The sequence below is a fragment of the Mycobacterium sp. IDUB_37 genome (assembly GCF_055419245.1).
On the sequence record NZ_JBVAXG010000005.1, the window covers coordinates 437330 to 453527 of the forward strand.

The following is a 16198-nucleotide window of genomic DNA, read 5'->3' on the forward strand; positions in this document are numbered from 1 at the left end:
CGACTATACGAGCCGAGCCGCCGCACGCTTGGCCGCCGCCTGACGGGGTCCGGCCCGAACGATCCGCCAGCGTCCGTCGAGACACTCGACCAATCCGGCCAGCTCGAGCAATGCCAACGGCCCGAGTACCTGCTCCGGGACCAAGCCGGATGCGACGGCGATCTCATCGACCGACGCGGCGCCGCGGCCCGGTAGCGCGTCGTGAACCCGGCGCTGCGCCGGGCTCAGACCGTCCAACGAGGTGGCGGGTCGTGCTTCCTCGGCGGCCAACTCGCCGACGCTTCCGACGAACTCGACGATGTCGTCGGCGCGGGTGACCAACTGCGCGCCGTTGCGCAGCAGCACGTGACACCCCGCCGACGCTGACGACGTCACCGGACCCGGTACCGCGGCCACTACCCGACCCAGTGCCCGCGCCCACGCGGCAGTGCTGGCCGCACCGCTGCGCAGCCCCGCTTCGACCACCACCGCGGCACCCGCAACCGCGGCTACCAGGCGATTTCGGGTGAGAAATCGGTGTCGGGCGGGACGCACCCCCGGCGGGTACTCGCTGAGCAACAGGCCGTGCTGGCCGATGCGATGCAGCAATGCCGAGTGCCCAGATGGATACGGGACGTCGATCCCACCGGCCAGTACCGCCACAGTGACCCCCTCGGACGCCAGCGTCGCCCGGTGCGCGGCGCCGTCGATGCCATATGCGCCACCGGAAACGACTGCCACATCGCGTTCAACGAGCCCGGCGGCCAGTTCAGCGGCCATGTGTTCGCCGTAGGTCGTTGCCGCCCGCGTCCCGACCACGGCGGCGGCGCGCTGTGCGACCTCATCGAGCTGGGCTGGTCCCTGCGCCCACAACACCAGGGGCTGACCGCCGCGAGATCGGGCACCCGCGCCCTCGAACGCCGCGAACGACAGCACCGGCCACTCGCTGTCGTCGCGCGTGATCAATCTCCCACCGCGGCGGGCCAGCAGCTCCAGATCCTCCCCAGCGCGGTCGATCTCGCGCCTTGCCTCGGTCAGCCGAGCCAACTCGGCGTCGACGAGCCCCCGCCGAATCCGCTCGGCAGCCTCTTCCGGTCCCAGGCAGTCCACTAGTACGGCGATTTGCGCGCAGGGCGATTCGGCCACCCTGGACAGGTAGGCCCATGCCCGCAATACGGAGGTGTTCATCGCCGGGCTCCGGCCTGCCGAAAGCTGAGCGCCGCGGCGACTTCCTCGACTCCGGGCGAGGTCCGACCCGACAGGTCGGTCAGGGTCCACGCGACTCGCAGACTCCGATCCAGTCCGCGGATGCTGAGCAGACCACGATCCAGCGCGCTGCGCAGCGGTGCCATAGCCGCGCTACTCGGACGGAACTTCCGGCGCAGCAGGGTGCCGCTCACTTCGACGTTGGTGCTGAACCCATGCGGGCGCCACCGCTGCGCGGCGGCGTCGCGTGCCTGCGCCACCCGGTTGCGTACGCGCGATGTCGGTTCACAGTCCGCGGTGGCGAATGCCCCCTCGCGCACCTGGTGCATCTGGACGCGCAGGTCGACCCGATCCAGCAGCGGACCTGACAACTTGCCCAGGTAACGCCGTTTGACCGCGGCCGCACAAATGCAGTCCTGCGGGTCCGCAGGCGCACACGGGCACAGATTTGCCGCCAGGACCAACTGGAAGCGGGCCGGATACAACGCCACGCCGTCACGCCGGGCCAGGCGAATCTCGCCATCTTCCAACGGAGTTCGCAGTGCCTCGAGCGCCCTCACGCCGATCTCGGCACACTCGTCGAGGAACAGCACCCCGCGGTGTGCCCGACTTACCGCGCCCGGTTTGGCCATCCCGGAGCCGCCACCGACGAGGGCGGCGACGCTGGAGCTGTGATGCGGTGCCACGAATGGCGGCCGGGTGATCAGCGGTGTGTCGCCGGAGAGCAACCCCACCACCGAATGAATGGCGGTGACCTCGAGGGACTCGCTGTGCGTCAGCGGCGGCAGCAATCCCGGAAGACGTTGCGCCAGCATAGTTTTGCCGATGCCCGGCGGCCCGGTCATCATCAGGTGATGCGCTCCGGCCGCGGCTACCTCTACCGCGAAGCGCGCCTGGGACTGACCTATCACATCGGCAAGGTCCACTGGCGGCTCATCCGGGGTGGGTGCCGCGGGAATCGGTCGATCCAGATCCGCGGACCCGTCCAGCCAGCCCTGCAGCTGCACCAGGGTGCGCGCGCCCAGGACCTCGATGCCCTCGACCAGGCTGGCTTCAGCCATGTTCTCCGCGGGAACCACGACCAGAGGCCAACCGTCGCGCTTGGCGGCAAGAACGGCCGGCAGCACCCCCCGCACCGGCCGAACGCGGCCATCGAGCGACAACTCCCCCAGCAGTACCGCTTTCTCCAGCCGGTTCCACGCCGTCTTCCGTTGCGCCGACATCACTGCCGCCGCCAGTGCGATGTCATAGACCGAACCCATCTTCGGCAACGTCGCCGGCGATAAGGCCAGCGTGAGCCTGGCCTGCGGCCATTCATTTCCGCAATTGGTCACAGCCGCCCTTACCCGGTCGCGCGACTCCTGCAACGCGGCATCTGGCAGACCCACCAAATGCACACCCGGCAGGCCCGAACTGATGTCGGCTTCGATTTCGACGATCGCTCCGTCTAACCCGCGCACCCCCACCGAGAATGCACGTCCCAGCGCCATCAGCCCACGCCTTTGAGGTGGCTGAGTTCAGGAACGCGGCTCCGGCCGATCCGGATGCCGATCACGTCGATGCGGACGGCTGTCCAGCCTCGGTGCTGACCGCTGAGCCAGAGCCCGGCGAGCCGGCGCAAGCGACGCACCTTCCACTCCGTCACAGCTTCTGCTACCCCGCCGAAACCGTCGCCGGTGCGTGTCTTGACCTCGACGAAGATCACCGAATTGGTGGCCTCGTCGCACGCGATCACATCGAGTTCGCCGTAGCGGCACCGCCAGTTGCGTTGCAGGATCCGCAATCCCAGGCCGTTCAGGTGATCCACGGCCAGTTGCTCGCCGAACGCCCCGAGCTGCGCTCGTGTCATGGTCTTTTGCGTCGTCATGAGACTCAAACTGGTGTTGAGCCCCGACAAGATGTGCGGTGACGGATGCGCGAACGCCGCCGGGTCGACAGGTTATCCCCACTCGAGCATTCATCCACAGCTCGAGCGCTTTGTTGCCGCTTAAGGCCTACGTCTTCTTACTGGGAATTACCGCGACGACGATCAGCGTCAGAATGCTGAAGAACAATCCGCAGATGCCCCAGATGATGGCGCTGCGTCCCTTCGCTGAGGCTACGACGGCGCAGATAATGGCCGCGAGCACACTGCCGATCGCGACGAAAATCCCCTTGATCCCGCGCAGAATGAAACCCGCTGCCTCGGGATTGCTTTGTGCGGCTAAAACCATTTCGTGCAGCATGGCCGTCTCCTCAGCTGTGTGCAGGTCAAGATCGACTACCCAAGTGCTCGATATCCCAATCTACGGCCTGACAAATGAACGTGGTCAGATCAGCACCGGTAGCGCACAGTCCTTTGATGACGAACCCCGGGCAGCCGAAGAATACTGTCGCTTTGGTCGTCGCCGTGGTGTTGCTGGTGGCCGGCCCCGGAACAACAGGAGTGAGCGTGCAGAGCCCGGCCAAGCCTTCGTCAAATGACCCGATCGGTCCTGCTGTAGACGTTCATTGAATCCTCACGCAGAAACGCCACCAGCGTGATCCCGGATTCCTCGGCCAACGAAACCGCCAGCGATGAAGGTGCGGAAACGGCTGCCAGCATTGGGATCCCGGCCATCAGGGCCTTCTGCGTCAACTCGAACGACGCGCGTCCACTGACCAGCAGCACCGAGCCTGCCAGCGGCATCCGGTCATGTTCCAGTGCCCAGCCAACGACCTTGTCCACCGCATTGTGCCGGCCGATGTCCTCGCGCACGGCGAGCATGGTGCCGTCCGCCCGGAACAGCGCCGCGCCGTGCAACCCCCCGGTACTTGCGAAAACTTTTTGCGCAGAACGCAATTGGTCCGGCATTGCTTTGAGGGTATTGGCCGAGACGGTAGTGGGATCGTCCCCGGGGGCGTGCCGGCTGATCAGTCGCACCGCTTCCAGGGATGCCTTGCCGCAGACCCCGCACGACGAGGTGGTGTAGAAGTTGCGGGTCACATCCAGGTCAGGCGGCGCAACGCCCGGTGCCAGCGTCACATCGAGCACGTTGTAGGTGTTGACACCCTCTTCGTCGCGGCCGTCGCAGTAGCGAATCGTCACCACGTCGTCGCGCTGCCCGATCACTCCTTCGGTGAGCAGAAATCCCTGCGCCAGTTCAATATCGGATCCCGGCGTGCGCATGGTGACGGTCACCGGAGTTCCGCCGACGCGGATTTCCAGCGGCTCTTCGACCGCAAGGGTCTCCTGGCGGTTGACCGCTCGACCCGCCGCGAGATGTTTTACCCGCCGACGCTCTGTTACGTGCCCCACTAGGCGCCCGACTCCACCCGAATGACGATCGCTTTGGACACCGGGGTGTTGGACTTGTCCGCGGTGTGGTCAAGGGGCACCAAGGGATTCGTCTCCGGGTAGTAGGCGGCCGCGTTGCCGACCGGTGTCTCGTATTGCACTACCAGGAAGTCCTTGGCGCGCCGCTCTTGTAGTCTGCCCTCGCCGTCGGTCCACTCCGAGACCAGGTCGACGCGCGAACCTGCCGTCAGGCCCAACGTCTCGATGTCGGCGGGGTTGATGAACACCACCCTGCGACCCCCCTTGACCCCGCGGTAGCGGTCATCGAGCCCGTAGATCGTGGTGTTGAACTGGTCGTGGCTACGCAACGTCTGCAGGATGAGCCGCCCAGGCGGCACCGAAACCCACTGCAGCGGGTTTGCGGCGAAGTTGGCTTTGCCGGTGCTGGTGTGGAATTCACGTGCGTCGCGGGGCGGGTGCGGCAGCTGGAATCCATCGGGTTGACGTACCTTGCGGTTGTAGTCGGTACAGCCCGGAACGACGGCGGCAATGGCATCCCGGATGGCGTCGTAGTCATCGGCGAACCGCTCCCACGGCACCGGGTGCCCGGGGCCGAGCAGAGTGCGGGCCAGCCGGCAGATGATCTCCACCTCGCTGCGCAGCTCGTCGCTGGGCGGATGCAGACTACCGCGCGACAGATGCACCATCGACATCGAATCCTCAACGGACACAACTTGTTTGCGACCATCACGTATATCGCGGTCGGTGCGCCCGAGGGTGGGCAGGATGAGCGCGGTAGACCCGTGCACGACGTGACTGCGATTCAGTTTGGTCGAAATCTGCACGGTCAGAGCGCAACTGCTCAACGCCGCCTCGGTCACCGCGGTGTCGGGACTGGCCGAAGCGAAGTTTCCTCCCATGCCGATGAACACCTTGGCCTCGCCGTCGCGCATGGCGCGGATTGCATCCACCGTGTCGTACCCGTGTTTGCGGGGGCTGGCAATGCCGAACTGACGATCCAGGGCGGCCAGGAACTGCTCGGGCATCTTCTCCCAGATGCCCATCGTGCGGTCACCCTGGACGTTGGAGTGCCCACGCACCGGGCACACCCCAGCGCCGGGTTTGCCGATCATGCCGCGCATCAGCAGCAGGTTGGTGATTTCGCCGATGGTGGCGACCGCGTGTGTGTGCTGCGTCAGGCCCATTGCCCAGCAGACGACGGTGCGCTGCGAAGCCATCAACATCGTTGCGACGCGCTCGATCTGCTCTTGGCCGATTCCGGTCGCGGTGAACACGTCGGACGGGTCGATCTCGAGGGTGCGGCGCCGGTACTCGTCGAATCCCGCGCAGTGCCGGTCGACGAACTCCTGGTCGATAACGGTTCCGGGGGCGCGATCCTCCGCCTCGAGCAACAATCGGCCCAGACCGGCGAACAGCGCCATGTCGCCGCCGATGCGGACCTGGACGAACTCGTCGGCGATCGGGACTCCGTGCCCGACGACCCCGTGCACCTTCTGCGGGTCCTTGAACCGGATCAACCCCGCTTCAGGTAGCGGGTTCACTGCAATGATCTTGGCGCCGTTGGCCTTTGCTTTCTCCAGGATGGACAGCATGCGCGGATGGTTGGTGCCCGGGTTTTGTCCGGCGATGACGATCAGGTCGGCGTGCACCATATCGTCGACGGTGACCGACCCCTTGCCGATGCCGATGGATTCGGTCAGCGCCGAACCCGAAGACTCGTGGCACATGTTGGAGCAGTCGGGCAGGTTGTTGGTGCCGAAGCTGCGCACCAACAGTTGGTAGCAGAATGCGGCTTCGTTGCTGGTTCGTCCCGATGTGTAGAAGAGGGCCTGATCCGGGTTGTCCAACGCGTTGAGATGCTCCGCAATCAACTGGTAGGCGCCCTCCCAGCCGATCGCGCGGTAGTGGTCATCGCCGGGGCGCAGCACCATCGGGCTGGCCAGTCGACCCTGCTGCGACAGCCAGTACTCCGGCTTGGCGGCCAGTTCGGCTAGCGAATGCCGCGCGAAGAACTCCGCTGTGACGACGCGTTTGGTGGCCTCCTCCCCCACCGCCTTGGCGCCGTTCTCGCAGAACTCAGCCAGCTTGCGCCCGCCGTGCTCCTCCGGCCACGCGCAACCTGGGCAGTCGAAGCCTGCCCGCTGGTTCAGCCTGGCCAGCGCCGCGGCGGTGCGCACCGCGCCCATCTGCTCAAGGTCGCGCTGCATCGACACCATGACGGCGCGCACGCCCGCCGCCTCGTGCTTGCGTGGGGTGACCGACACCGCGGATTCGTCATAGTCGGCGGCGATGTCTCGAGAAGCTGCCCGTCCTACTGAGCGCTGAAACCACACGGCGTCAACGTACCTCGCTGACCCTTACGCCGCTGCGACGCCTGGTAGGACGGACTCTCACCTTGCCGAGGCCAGCGAGGCCAGTGCCTCGGCCGACGTGTGTGTGGGTCGCCAGCCGAGTTCTCGCTGCGCCCGACCGGTGTCCATCTCCACCGAGGCCTTTGCGACGTGCAGCCATTCCAGGATGGACGGCAAGGACGGCAGATGAGCGACCGCCGACGACGCGGCCGAAGCCGCGGCGGCGGGTAACCGTACCGGGCGGCCGCCCAGCGCCTCGGCCACTTCACTGATTGTCACCAGACCTTTGCCGGCGATGTTGTAGACCCCCGGCGGCACCGGAGCGATGGCTGCCAGCCCAATCGCCGACGCGACGTCGTCGTGGTGCACCAACTGCAGCGGAAAGCCCGGATCCGGCACCACCGGTTTGAGTAGCGGAACCACCCTGGCGAGCGCGCGCACCGGCGCAGGCAACCGATTCCATGGCATTGCGTCGGCCAGCGCCGGCGCCTCCGGCCCCGTCACGACGCAAGGTCGTAGCACGAAAACCCGCAGCGGCGAGCCGGCGGCGATCTCGGCCAGGGCTGCTTCGCACGCAGATTTCTGCGCTGAGTAGTAATGCTGGTCTGAACCTCGCACCGGCACGTCTTCGGTCAACGGCACGGGGTTGTCGGCGTGGTAGCCGTAGGCCGCCACCGAAGACAGGTGAACCAAGCGCAGAGCCCGTCGGGCTGCCACGGTCGCTTCGAAGACGTTGCGTGCGCCCCGCAGGTTGACGAGTTCACTCTCTTCCCGAGAGTCCCCGACCGATGCCAGATGGATGACCACGTCCGCGTCCGCGACCAGCTTGTCGACTGCAGTGCGATCCAGGATGTCGCCCTGTCGGTAGGTAGTTTTGGCCCACCCGTAGGTAGATGGGTCGAACGGCCCGCGCGCCATGCCCACGATCCTCCGGACCATGGGTTCGCGTTCCAGCGCAGTAACGGCGGAGATTCCGATTTCGCCGGTCAAGCCGGTGACAGCAACAGTAAGTCCCACCCGATGTTGCCTTCCCAACAGCACTGCCAATCAAACTCCGAGCGCCATAAGTCACGCAAATGTGTGCGGTATGCGTTGGCTGGCTATTCATAGCGGGTCATGCCCGGTTTACCCAGCGGTAACGGGCGTAGGTCGAGGGGCGTTAAGAGGGATTATGAAGCTGATTGCACCGGCCGACTCAATGTTCTTGGTTGGCGAGTCGCGTGAGCACCCAATGCACGTCGGTAGCCTGCAGCTCTTCCAGCCCCCCGACGGCGCTGACGAGAATTTCGTGACCGAGGCGTACGAATCGATGCTGAGCTGTACCGATGTCCAGCCCACTTTTCGCAAACACCCGGCGTTTGTCGGTCCGCTCACCAACCTCGCGTGGGCGGATGAGCGGGACATCGAGCTCGATTACCACTTCCGCCGATCGGCCTTGCCGCGACCGGGTCGGGTGCGCGAACTGTTGGAGCTGTGCTCGCGCCTGCACGGCAGCCTGCTCGACCGTCACCGGCCGCTCTGGGAAGCGCACCTGGTGGAAGGTCTCAACGACGGCCGCTATGCCGTCTACACCAAGTTCCATCACTCGCTGATGGATGGTGTCTCCGCGTTGAGATTGATGCAACGGGCATTCACCGACGATCCTGAGGACGACGAGGTTCGGGTGCCCTGGGAGCTCAAACCGCGCAAGAAGCCGGCCAGCGACAAGGAATCGTCGTCACTGGACACGTTGACCCGGGCGCTCGGTTCCGTCGCGGGCTTGGCTCCGTCGACGTTGTCCCTGGCGCGCGCGGCCTTGCTCGAGCAGCAACTCACGTTTCCGTTCCGCGCCCCTAAGACCATGTTCAACGTCAGAATCGGCGGCGCCCGGCGCATTGCCGCACAGTCGTGGTCGTTGGAAAGAATCAAAGCGGTGAAGACCGCTGCGGACGCCACGTTCAACGACGTCGTGTTGGCGATGTCCGCGGGTGCACTCCGGTCCTATCTGATCGAACAGGAGGGGCTGCCCGATGCTCCGCTGATCGCGATGGTTCCGGTAAGCCTGCGTAAGGAGAACGACACCGGTGGCGGCGGCAACGCGGTAGGCACAGTTCTGTGCAACCTGCACACCGACGTCGACGATGCGGGCAAACGCCTCGAAGGCATCAGTTCGTCGATGCGCGACCAAAAGGAGCTGTTCACCCAGCTTCCGCAGGTTCAGCAACTCGCCTTATCTGCCTTCCTCACCGGCGGACTGTTCCTCGGACTGATTCCGGGATTCATCCGCACCGCCCCGCCTCCGTTCAACATCGTGATCTCGAACGTGCCGGGATCAAAGGAGTCGTTGTACTGGCGAGGCGCTCAAATGGTCGGAAATTACCCGCTGTCGATTACGTTGGACGGACAAGCGATGAACATCACTGTCACCAACAACGGCGAGAACCTCGACTTCGGACTGGTAGGCGCGCGAGGCAGCGTGCCACACCTTCAGCGCATGCTGAGCCACCTGGAAACCTCGTTGAAGGATCTTGAACGGGCCGTTGGCGTGTGACGGCTGCGCCGGGGCAGGCTAATCTACGCCCAATACAACGCAGCAGCGAAGGGAGAAAGCGACGTGGCCAACGAACCCCACGTCAGTTCCGACAACTCGGCACCTGGCGCGCTCACGGCTGACCCCGCGACGGTGTTTGCCGCCCTTGCCGAAATCATCTACCAAGGCTCGGACGCGACCGAGATGTACGCCGCGATCTGCGTGGCCGCGACCCTGATCGTTCCGGGATGCGACCACGCCAGCCTGCTAGTGAAGCGCGGCGACGGCTATGTCACGGTCGGCGCCAGCAGCCAACTCGCGCACCACGTCGATGATCTGGAGCGCCGCGCCGACGACGGGCCGTGTATCGATGCGATCGAAGAGGAAACACCACAGGTCGAAACGGATCTGACCAAGCCGAACCAATGGCCGAAGTTCGCGGCCCGCCTGCTCGCCGAGACGCCAGTGCGGGGCGCTATGGGGTTCCGGCTGCTGATCGGGAAGTCCAAAGGTGCCGCGCTCAACCTGTTTAGCGAGACGCCGAACAAGTTCGACTCCGACTCGGCCGGAGCAGCGGCGGTGCTTGCATCGTTCGCGAGCGTGGCACTGAACGCGGTCGCACACGGTGAAGACGCGTCGAGCCTGCGGCGCGGACTGTTGAGCAACCGGGAAATCGGCAAGGCCGTCGGAATGCTGATGATGCTGCACGACATGAATGAAGACGACGCGTTCGACCTGCTACGCCGCCACTCCCAGGGCCTCAATATCAAGCTGGCAGACGTGGCGCGCAGGGTTATTGAGGCTCGAGGCGAATTTCCGGCGTCAGAAGCTCAACGGCTACTCGGGCAGTCGTAGTTCGGGTTTCTCCACTTCTTCGATGTTGACGTCCTTGAACGTCACCACCCGTACCTGCTTCACGAACCGGGCTGGGCGGTACATGTCCCACACCCACGCGTCGGCCAGGCGGAGCTCGAAATACACCTCACCGTCGGCGTTGCGCGGCACCATCTCCACGCTGTTGGCCAGGTAGAAACGGCGCTCGGTTTCGACGACGTAGCTGAACTGACCGACGATGTCTTTGTATTCGCGGTACAGCGAGAGCTCCATCTCGGTTTCATACTTTTCGAGATCTTCCGCACTCATCTGTATCCAAGATCCTTTTCCAGAGCAGTTGCCCCATTTTTACTCACTGATAATCGCCGCTGCCGCTCGGAGGGTCCGGTTTGCATTCGGCGACCGTGGTAGCCGTGCCGCCGGTCGCGACCCGACGCACATTGATGAACGAATAACGGTGCTGCGGGCACGGACCGAGCTGGTTGAGCGCCCGGCTGTGCGCGGCAGTGCTGTAGCCCTTGTGATCGGCGAAACCGTAGCCGGGGTGCTCGGCGTCCATGGCGACCATCAACCGGTCGCGGCTGACCTTTGCCAGCACGCTGGCCGCCGCAATGCAGGCTGCCGCGGCGTCACCACCGATCACCGGCAACGACGGCACCGCGAGCCCAGGGACCCGAAAGCCGTCGCTGAGCACATAACCCGGGCGGAGCGGCAAACCGGCGACCGCACGGCGCATGCCTTCGATGTTCGCGACGTGCACGCCGCGTCGATCGACTTCGGTCGATGGGATGAAAACCACGTGATAGGCCAACGCGTAACGGCGAATCAACGGGAACAGCTTCTCCCGTGCCTTCTCCGTGAGTTTTTTCGAATCATCAAGAGCAGCAAGACTTTCCAGACGATTCGGGCCGAGCACGCAGGCTGCCACCACCAGCGGCCCGGCGCAGGCTCCGCGTCCCACCTCGTCCACCCCGGCGACGGGACCGAGGCCGCTGCGGTGCAGCGCCGACTCCAGGGTGCGCAATCCCGACGATTTGCGGATCACCGCACGCGGTGGCCAGGTCCTCGTTACTCCGGCAGCCACGGCTACTGACCTGTTTGGGGGTTCACCGAACCCACACCGCCCCACCGCGACGGCGGCCACACGATAAATCTGGCTTTGCCGATGACATTGTCGACCGGCACGGTGCCCGCAGTCGGATCGCCCGTGCACAGCATCGGGCAGTGAGCGCGCGAGTCCGCCGAGTGCGTGCGATTGTCTCCCATCACCCACAGCCGACCCTGCGGAATGGTGACCGGACCGAACTCGCTGCCCAGGCAGGGATACACCGACGGGTCGGCCATCATGGTGGTCGAGTTCAGATAGGGCTCTTTGAGCGGCTTGCCGTTGACCGTCAAGCCGGTGTCGGCCCGACAGGCGACGGTCTGGCCGCCGACTGCGATGACACGCTTGACCAAGTCATTCTCGTCCGGGGGGACGAAACCGATGAACGACAGCGCATTTTGCACCCAGCGCAGCGCGGTGTTGTCCGAGCGGATCGACTTGTAGCCGATGTTCCAGGACGGCGGTCCCTTGAAAACGATGACATCGCCGGGTTTCGGCGAGCTGAACCGATAGGTCAGCTTGTCGACCATGATGCGGTCACCCACGCACGTCGAGCACCCGTGCAGGGTGGGCTCCATCGACTCCGACGGGATCAGGTACGGGCGCGCGACGAACGTCAACATGACGTAGTAGAGGACGATCGCTATCGCAGCCAGCGTCGCAAGTTCCCGCAGAGCCGACCGCTTCGGCTTCGACTCGTCCTCGTCCGACTCGTCCTCGTCAAGCTCTTCCTTGGCCTCTGCCTCGGGCTCTGCCGAAACTGCTGCAGCGGGCGCGTCGGAGTCGCGAGACGGTGGCTCCGACGTTCCAGGCGCCGACTGGCCAGTGTCGAGTCGGCTCTCGGAGGAAGAGTCCTCCGAAGAAGGGTGCACAGCGTCAGTCACGTGATCAGCGTAGCCAGCACAGGATGTATGACTGTGCACGCCGGGCCCCAACTAGCCGGCCCGAGTGGCGACAAGAAACGGCCGCCATGGCGTTCGCGGTCAGCGCTTCTCCTTGATCTTGGCCTTCTTGCCACGCAGTTCGCGCAAGTAGTACAGCTTGGCGCGACGGACGTCACCACGGGTCACGACCTCGATGTGGTCGATGTTCGGCGAATGAACCGGGAAGGTCCGCTCGACGCCGACGCCGTAGCTCTCCTTACGCACTGTGAACGTCTCGCGGACTCCACCGTGCTGACGGCGAATCACCACGCCCTTGAATACCTGAATACGTTCCTTGGCACCCTCGATGACCTTGACGTGCACGTTAATGGTGTCGCCAGGGTTGAAGGCGGGGATGTCGTCGCGCAGCGACGCCTTGTCGACGAAGTCCAGCCTGTTCATTTGAGAGACACTTCCTCGGGTTCGCGGCCAAGTCAACCGCCGCACGCATGCGTGCGACGGCCACCGAGCCGATGGTTTCGGGCTTCTTAGGTGGTACCTCGCGGCAGGCGGGGGCACTGGGCCCGCCAACAACCGCCGGAGACAACTGGCCAATTGTGCCAGATGGGGCCCATGCAGTGAAAATCACAGGAAATCGTAGTGGTTCGTGTCCGACCTAAACGGGCTGCAAATGGTACATATGACTGGGGTTAAACCGCGTGGATCCAAACCATAGACAAACCAAGGAACCGCTAGCCGGACGCCCGAGGCAGATGGCGACGCGGCCGCCCGCCTAAACGCCTCCCGCGCCCCGGGACGCCCTGAGAACGCCAGCAAACGCCGAAGGAGTGTCATGCGAACCCGGCCACTCACCATGCTCACCGCGGTGGCTGGTGTGGCACTGGTGGTGGTAGCCGGCTGCGAGGCAACGGTCCACGCAAAGACATTCGCATCGCCCGCGCAGGTCGCGTCCGAGCAACAGACGCAGCCTCAGGAGCAACTGGTTGAACTCCTGCTGAAGGCCGTCACCCCCACCGGGGTGCCGATGGCGCTGCCGAACATCGGAGTCAGCGGCTTGACCGGAATCCAGTCGCGCATGCAAGAGGCGACTGATCAGGCCATCGCCCGCGGCGCGACGCTATCGGTGGCCATCCTCGATCGCTCCACCCATCAGCTGGTATCCAACGGCAATACCCAGATCATCGCCACCGCATCGGTGGCCAAACTCTTCATCGCCGACAATCTGCTGCTGCAGGAATCCCAGGGCCGGGCCAACCTGTCGCCCGAGGATCAAAGCGCACTCGACGTGATGTTGCAGTCGTCTGACGACGGCGCAGCCGAGCGATTCTGGGGACAGGACGGTGGCGACTCCATCATCACCCAGGTGGCAAGCCGGTATGGGCTGACGTCGACGGCGCCGCCCAGCGACGGGCGGTGGTGGAACACCATCAGTTCGGCACCGGACTTGATTCGCTACTACGAAGGACTGTTGGACGGCTCCGGTGGCTTGCCCGCGGAGCGCGCCCGCCTCATCGTCAACGACCTGGCCAAGTCCACTCCGACCGGAATCGACGGCTATCCACAGCGATTCGGCATTCCCGACGGCTTGTTCGCCGAGCCCGTCGCGGTGAAGCAGGGCTGGATGTGCTGCATCGGGGCCGACTGGATGCACCTGTCGACCGGCGTAATCGGCACCGACCGGCGCTACATCATGGTGATCGAGTCGCTACAGCAGTCCGACGACGCCACTGCGCGAGACACCATCACCCAAGCGGTGAAGACGATGTTCCCCGACGGCCGGATCTGAAGTCCGTCAATCCAGGAGCTCGGGGCGACGGTCGCGCGTGCGTTGTAGCGAAACTTCCTTGCGCCATGCGGCAATTCGAGCGTGGTCGCCGGACAGCAGAATCTGTGGGACGTCGAGCCCGCGCCAGCTCGGTGGCCGGGTATAGCTCGGGCCCTCCAGCAGCCGTTCCAGGGCCGGCGAATGCGAATCATCCTGGTGTGACGCGGGATTACCCAGCACCCCGCCCATCAGCCGCACAACCGCTTCGACCATCACCAGCGTCGCCGATTCGCCTCCCGCCAACACATAGTCGCCAATCGAAACCTCGGCGACCCGCATCCGGCTAGCTGCATCCTCGACAACCCGCTGATCAATACCCTCGTAACGACCGCAGGCAAAAACCAGGTGCTGCTCAGCGCTCCACTGCTGGGCGGTTTCCTGAGTGAACAGCACCCCTGCCGGACTGGGAACCACCAATAGCGTTTGGTCCGAGCAGATTTCGTCCAGGGCTTCGCCCCACACCGGAGCTTTCATGACCATGCCGGGGCCTCCGCCGTACGGCGAGTCGTCCACCGAGTGGTGTACGTCGTAGGTCCACCGGCGCAGATCGTGGACCTGCAAGTCGACCAGCCCCGACGCAATCGCTTTGCCCGGCAACGATTGCCGTAGCGGATCCAGGTAGGCGGGAAATATCGTGACGATGTCAATCCGCATGTCGATACGCCCCGTGCTTACTCCAGCTCCAGGAGGCCGTCGGGCGGCTCGATCTCGATGGTGCCTTCGCCCAGCGATACCGAGGTGACGATCGCGCCGACGAATGGTACGAGCAGCTCACCGGAATCGCGCTTGACGGAAAGCAATTCGCTGCCGGAGGTATGCAGTACCTCCGCGACAACACCGATCTCCTGGCCCGCCGTTGTCCGGACCCGAAGGCCTTCCAGCTGGTGGTCGTAATAGGTGTCCGGCTCGTCGATCGGCGGCAACTCGTCGGAGTGAATGATGAAAAGACTGCCTCGCAACGCATCGGCGCCATCCCGGTCGCTCACCCCGGCCAATCGCACCAGCAGGCGCGCTCCGTGTTGGCGCGCACCCTCGACAACGAAGCTGCGCTCCGGACCGCCGTCACGTGGCTTCCTGGCACGCAGCGTGCTGCCCGGGGCGAACCGTTTATCCGGATCGTCGGTGCGGACGTCGACGACGACCTCGCCGGTGATGCCGTGGGCTTTCACCACCCGGCCGACGATCAGCTCCATATGAGTGCTGCTACTGGTCGGTGTCCACCACGTCGACGCGAATCCCGCGGCCACCGATACCGGCAACCAAGGTGCGCAGCGCGGTTGCGGTACGTCCACCGCGACCGATCACCTTGCCGAGGTCGTCGGGATGGACGTGGACCTCCACAGTGCGACCACGACGGCTTGTTACGAGGTCAACGCGGACATCGTCAGGGTTGTCGACGATGCCGCGGACAAGGTGCTCGACGGCGTCGACCACGACGGTACTCATGGCGGGGTCAGCTCTCCGTGGACGAGTCGGACTCGGGCTGCCCGGCCTCGGCCGGCGCTTCGGCAGCGGCAGCCTCGTCACCCTTGGCGGCGACCTTCTTCGGCGCGGCTTTCTTCTTCGGCTTGTTGGCCTCAGTGGTGGGTCCACCGTCGGCGGCAGCCAACGCGGCATTGAAAAGCTCCAGCTTGCTGGGCTTGGCGGGCTTGACCTTCAACGTGCCCTCGACTCCGGGCAGACCCTTGAACTTCTGCCAGTCACCGGTGATCTTCAGCAGCTTGAGGACGGGCTCGGTGGGCTGGGCACCGACCGAAAGCCAGTACTGCGCACGCTCGGAGTTGACCTCGATCAGGCTCGGCTCTTCCTTCGGGTGGTACCGGCCGATGACCTCGATGGAGCGGCCGTCGCGGCGACTGCGCGCGTCGGCGACTGCGATGCGGTACTGGGGATTGCGGATCTTGCCAAGCCGAGTGAGTTTGATCTTCACAGCCATGGTTAAGCGACTTCTCCTATAAGTGTCACGCTGCAATTCAGCGACCGGGGCAGAATGCCCGGGTCCGGTTTTGCCTCGCGTGTATGACCACCGGGCGATCGTGATCGCGCGGCGGACAGCCGCCTATTGTGCCAGAACGCTGTACCAAGGCAGAAATCGGAGCGATCGCAAGCGCGGCGGAGCCGGGCGCAGCGGGTCGCGACCATCAAGCCCAGAGCGATCGCAAGCGCGGCGGAGCCGGGCGCAGCGGGTCGCGACCATCAAGCCCAGAGCGATCGCAAGCGCGGCGGAG

18 protein-coding genes are annotated in these 16198 nt (G+C 64.9%); 3 read left to right on the forward strand and 15 right to left on the reverse strand.

The window, feature by feature from the left end; genetic code table 11:
• Window positions 1–3: 3 nt before the first annotated feature.
• The 7 genes from dprA to ACZY1I_RS19925 all read right to left on the reverse strand — a co-directional run bounded on the left by dprA (window position 4) and on the right by ACZY1I_RS19925 (window position 7830).
• Window positions 4–1167, reverse strand: a complete 1164-nt coding sequence (dprA, locus tag ACZY1I_RS19895; RefSeq protein WP_463756182.1) for a DNA-processing protein DprA — start codon at window positions 1165–1167, stop codon at window positions 4–6.
• Window positions 1164–2675, reverse strand: coding sequence for a YifB family Mg chelatase-like AAA ATPase (locus ACZY1I_RS19900; protein ID WP_463756183.1), 1512 nt, complete (start codon window positions 2673–2675; stop codon window positions 1164–1166). The genes dprA and ACZY1I_RS19900 overlap by 4 nt, the downstream gene beginning before the upstream one ends.
• Window positions 2675–3052: a YraN family protein gene (locus tag ACZY1I_RS19905; RefSeq protein ID WP_463756185.1), complete on the reverse strand. Its 378-nt coding sequence runs from the start codon at window positions 3050–3052 to the stop codon at window positions 2675–2677. Before ACZY1I_RS19905 ends, ACZY1I_RS19900 begins: the two co-directional genes overlap by 1 nt.
• Before the next feature lie 127 nt (window positions 3053–3179).
• Window positions 3180–3410 (reverse strand): deoxyribodipyrimidine photolyase, encoded by a 231-nt coding sequence (locus tag ACZY1I_RS19910; RefSeq protein WP_463756186.1) that lies wholly within the window; start codon window positions 3408–3410, stop codon window positions 3180–3182.
• A 230-nt stretch (window positions 3411–3640) separates the two neighbouring features.
• Entirely contained in the window at window positions 3641–4462 is an 822-nt protein-coding gene (fdhD, locus tag ACZY1I_RS19915) for a formate dehydrogenase accessory sulfurtransferase FdhD (RefSeq protein ID WP_463756187.1), read from the reverse strand.
• Window positions 4462–6795, reverse strand: a complete 2334-nt coding sequence (locus tag ACZY1I_RS19920; protein WP_463756188.1) for an FdhF/YdeP family oxidoreductase — start codon at window positions 6793–6795, stop codon at window positions 4462–4464. The genes fdhD and ACZY1I_RS19920 overlap by 1 nt, the downstream gene beginning before the upstream one ends.
• 57 nt (window positions 6796–6852) lie before the next feature.
• Window positions 6853–7830 carry an NAD-dependent epimerase/dehydratase family protein gene (locus ACZY1I_RS19925; protein WP_463756190.1) on the reverse strand — a complete coding sequence of 326 codons (978 nt, stop codon included), beginning with the start codon at window positions 7828–7830 and terminating at the stop codon, window positions 6853–6855.
• 154 nt (window positions 7831–7984) lie between these two features.
• Here ACZY1I_RS19925 and ACZY1I_RS19930 point away from each other — a divergent pair, with 154 nt between their 5' ends.
• Entirely contained in the window at window positions 7985–9343 is a 1359-nt protein-coding gene (locus tag ACZY1I_RS19930; RefSeq protein ID WP_463756191.1) for a WS/DGAT/MGAT family O-acyltransferase, read from the forward strand.
• A gap of 63 nt (window positions 9344–9406) precedes the next feature.
• Entirely contained in the window at window positions 9407–10177 is a 771-nt protein-coding gene (locus tag ACZY1I_RS19935; RefSeq protein WP_463756192.1) for an ANTAR domain-containing protein, read from the forward strand.
• Here ACZY1I_RS19935 and ACZY1I_RS19940 read toward each other — a convergent pair.
• The 4 genes from ACZY1I_RS19940 to rplS form a co-directional block, all read right to left on the reverse strand.
• Window positions 10160–10465 carry a DUF2469 domain-containing protein gene (locus ACZY1I_RS19940; RefSeq protein WP_012393608.1) on the reverse strand — a complete coding sequence of 102 codons (306 nt, stop codon included), beginning with the start codon at window positions 10463–10465 and terminating at the stop codon, window positions 10160–10162. The genes ACZY1I_RS19935 and ACZY1I_RS19940 overlap by 18 nt on opposite strands.
• 43 nt (window positions 10466–10508) lie before the next feature.
• Entirely contained in the window at window positions 10509–11240 is a 732-nt protein-coding gene (locus ACZY1I_RS19945) for a ribonuclease HII (RefSeq protein WP_463756194.1), read from the reverse strand.
• 2 nt (window positions 11241–11242) lie between these two features.
• Entirely contained in the window at window positions 11243–12145 is a 903-nt protein-coding gene (lepB, locus tag ACZY1I_RS19950; RefSeq protein ID WP_463756195.1) for a signal peptidase I, read from the reverse strand.
• Between the two features lie 99 nt (window positions 12146–12244).
• Window positions 12245–12586, reverse strand: a complete 342-nt coding sequence (gene rplS, locus ACZY1I_RS19955) for a 50S ribosomal protein L19 (protein WP_463756196.1) — start codon at window positions 12584–12586, stop codon at window positions 12245–12247.
• Window positions 12587–12977: 391 nt separating this feature from the next.
• On the opposite strand from rplS, the gene ACZY1I_RS19960 reads away from it, so the two are divergent.
• Window positions 12978–13931, forward strand: a complete 954-nt coding sequence (locus ACZY1I_RS19960; protein WP_463756197.1) for a serine hydrolase — start codon at window positions 12978–12980, stop codon at window positions 13929–13931.
• 6 nt (window positions 13932–13937) lie between these two features.
• On the opposite strand, the gene trmD is transcribed toward ACZY1I_RS19960, so the two are convergent.
• Genes trmD through rpsP form a run of 4 tightly spaced genes read right to left on the reverse strand, consistent with a single transcriptional unit; the run spans window position 13938 to window position 15906 of the window.
• A complete protein-coding gene (gene trmD, locus ACZY1I_RS19965) occupies window positions 13938–14624 on the reverse strand; it encodes a tRNA (guanosine(37)-N1)-methyltransferase TrmD (RefSeq protein WP_463756198.1) in 687 nt (228 codons plus the stop codon).
• A gap of 17 nt (window positions 14625–14641) precedes the next feature.
• Complete coding sequence (gene rimM / locus ACZY1I_RS19970) at window positions 14642–15163, reverse strand: ribosome maturation factor RimM (RefSeq protein WP_463756199.1); 522 nt, start codon at window positions 15161–15163, stop codon at window positions 14642–14644.
• A 10-nt stretch (window positions 15164–15173) separates the two neighbouring features.
• The gene (locus tag ACZY1I_RS19975; RefSeq protein WP_036354608.1) at window positions 15174–15416 is read right to left on the reverse strand and encodes an RNA-binding protein; all 243 of its coding nucleotides are present in this window, start codon (window positions 15414–15416) and stop codon (window positions 15174–15176) included.
• 7 nt (window positions 15417–15423) lie between these two features.
• Complete coding sequence (rpsP, locus tag ACZY1I_RS19980) at window positions 15424–15906, reverse strand: 30S ribosomal protein S16 (protein ID WP_463756200.1); 483 nt, start codon at window positions 15904–15906, stop codon at window positions 15424–15426.
• Window positions 15907–16198: the final 292 nt, after the last annotated feature.

Coding starts and splice junctions, on each gene's coding strand:
- dprA (WP_463756182.1), bottom strand. CDS start 1,167: ATGAACACCTCCGTATTGCGGGCATGGGCCTACCTGTCCAGGGTGGCC.
- ACZY1I_RS19900 (WP_463756183.1), bottom strand. CDS start 2,675: ATGGCGCTGGGACGTGCATTCTCGGTGGGGGTGCGCGGGTTAGACGGA.
- ACZY1I_RS19905 (WP_463756185.1), bottom strand. CDS start 3,052: ATGACGACGCAAAAGACCATGACACGAGCGCAGCTCGGGGCGTTCGGC.
- ACZY1I_RS19910 (WP_463756186.1), bottom strand. CDS start 3,410: ATGCTGCACGAAATGGTTTTAGCCGCACAAAGCAATCCCGAGGCAGCG.
- ACZY1I_RS19930 (WP_463756191.1), top strand. CDS start 7,985: ATGAAGCTGATTGCACCGGCCGACTCAATGTTCTTGGTTGGCGAGTCG.
- ACZY1I_RS19940 (WP_012393608.1), bottom strand. CDS start 10,465: ATGAGTGCGGAAGATCTCGAAAAGTATGAAACCGAGATGGAGCTCTCG.
- rplS (WP_463756196.1), bottom strand. CDS start 12,586: ATGAACAGGCTGGACTTCGTCGACAAGGCGTCGCTGCGCGACGACATC.
- ACZY1I_RS19960 (WP_463756197.1), top strand. CDS start 12,978: ATGCGAACCCGGCCACTCACCATGCTCACCGCGGTGGCTGGTGTGGCA.
- trmD (WP_463756198.1), bottom strand. CDS start 14,624: ATGCGGATTGACATCGTCACGATATTTCCCGCCTACCTGGATCCGCTA.
- rimM (WP_463756199.1), bottom strand. CDS start 15,163: ATGGAGCTGATCGTCGGCCGGGTGGTGAAAGCCCACGGCATCACCGGC.
- ACZY1I_RS19975 (WP_036354608.1), bottom strand. CDS start 15,416: ATGAGTACCGTCGTGGTCGACGCCGTCGAGCACCTTGTCCGCGGCATC.
- rpsP (WP_463756200.1), bottom strand. CDS start 15,906: ATGGCTGTGAAGATCAAACTCACTCGGCTTGGCAAGATCCGCAATCCC.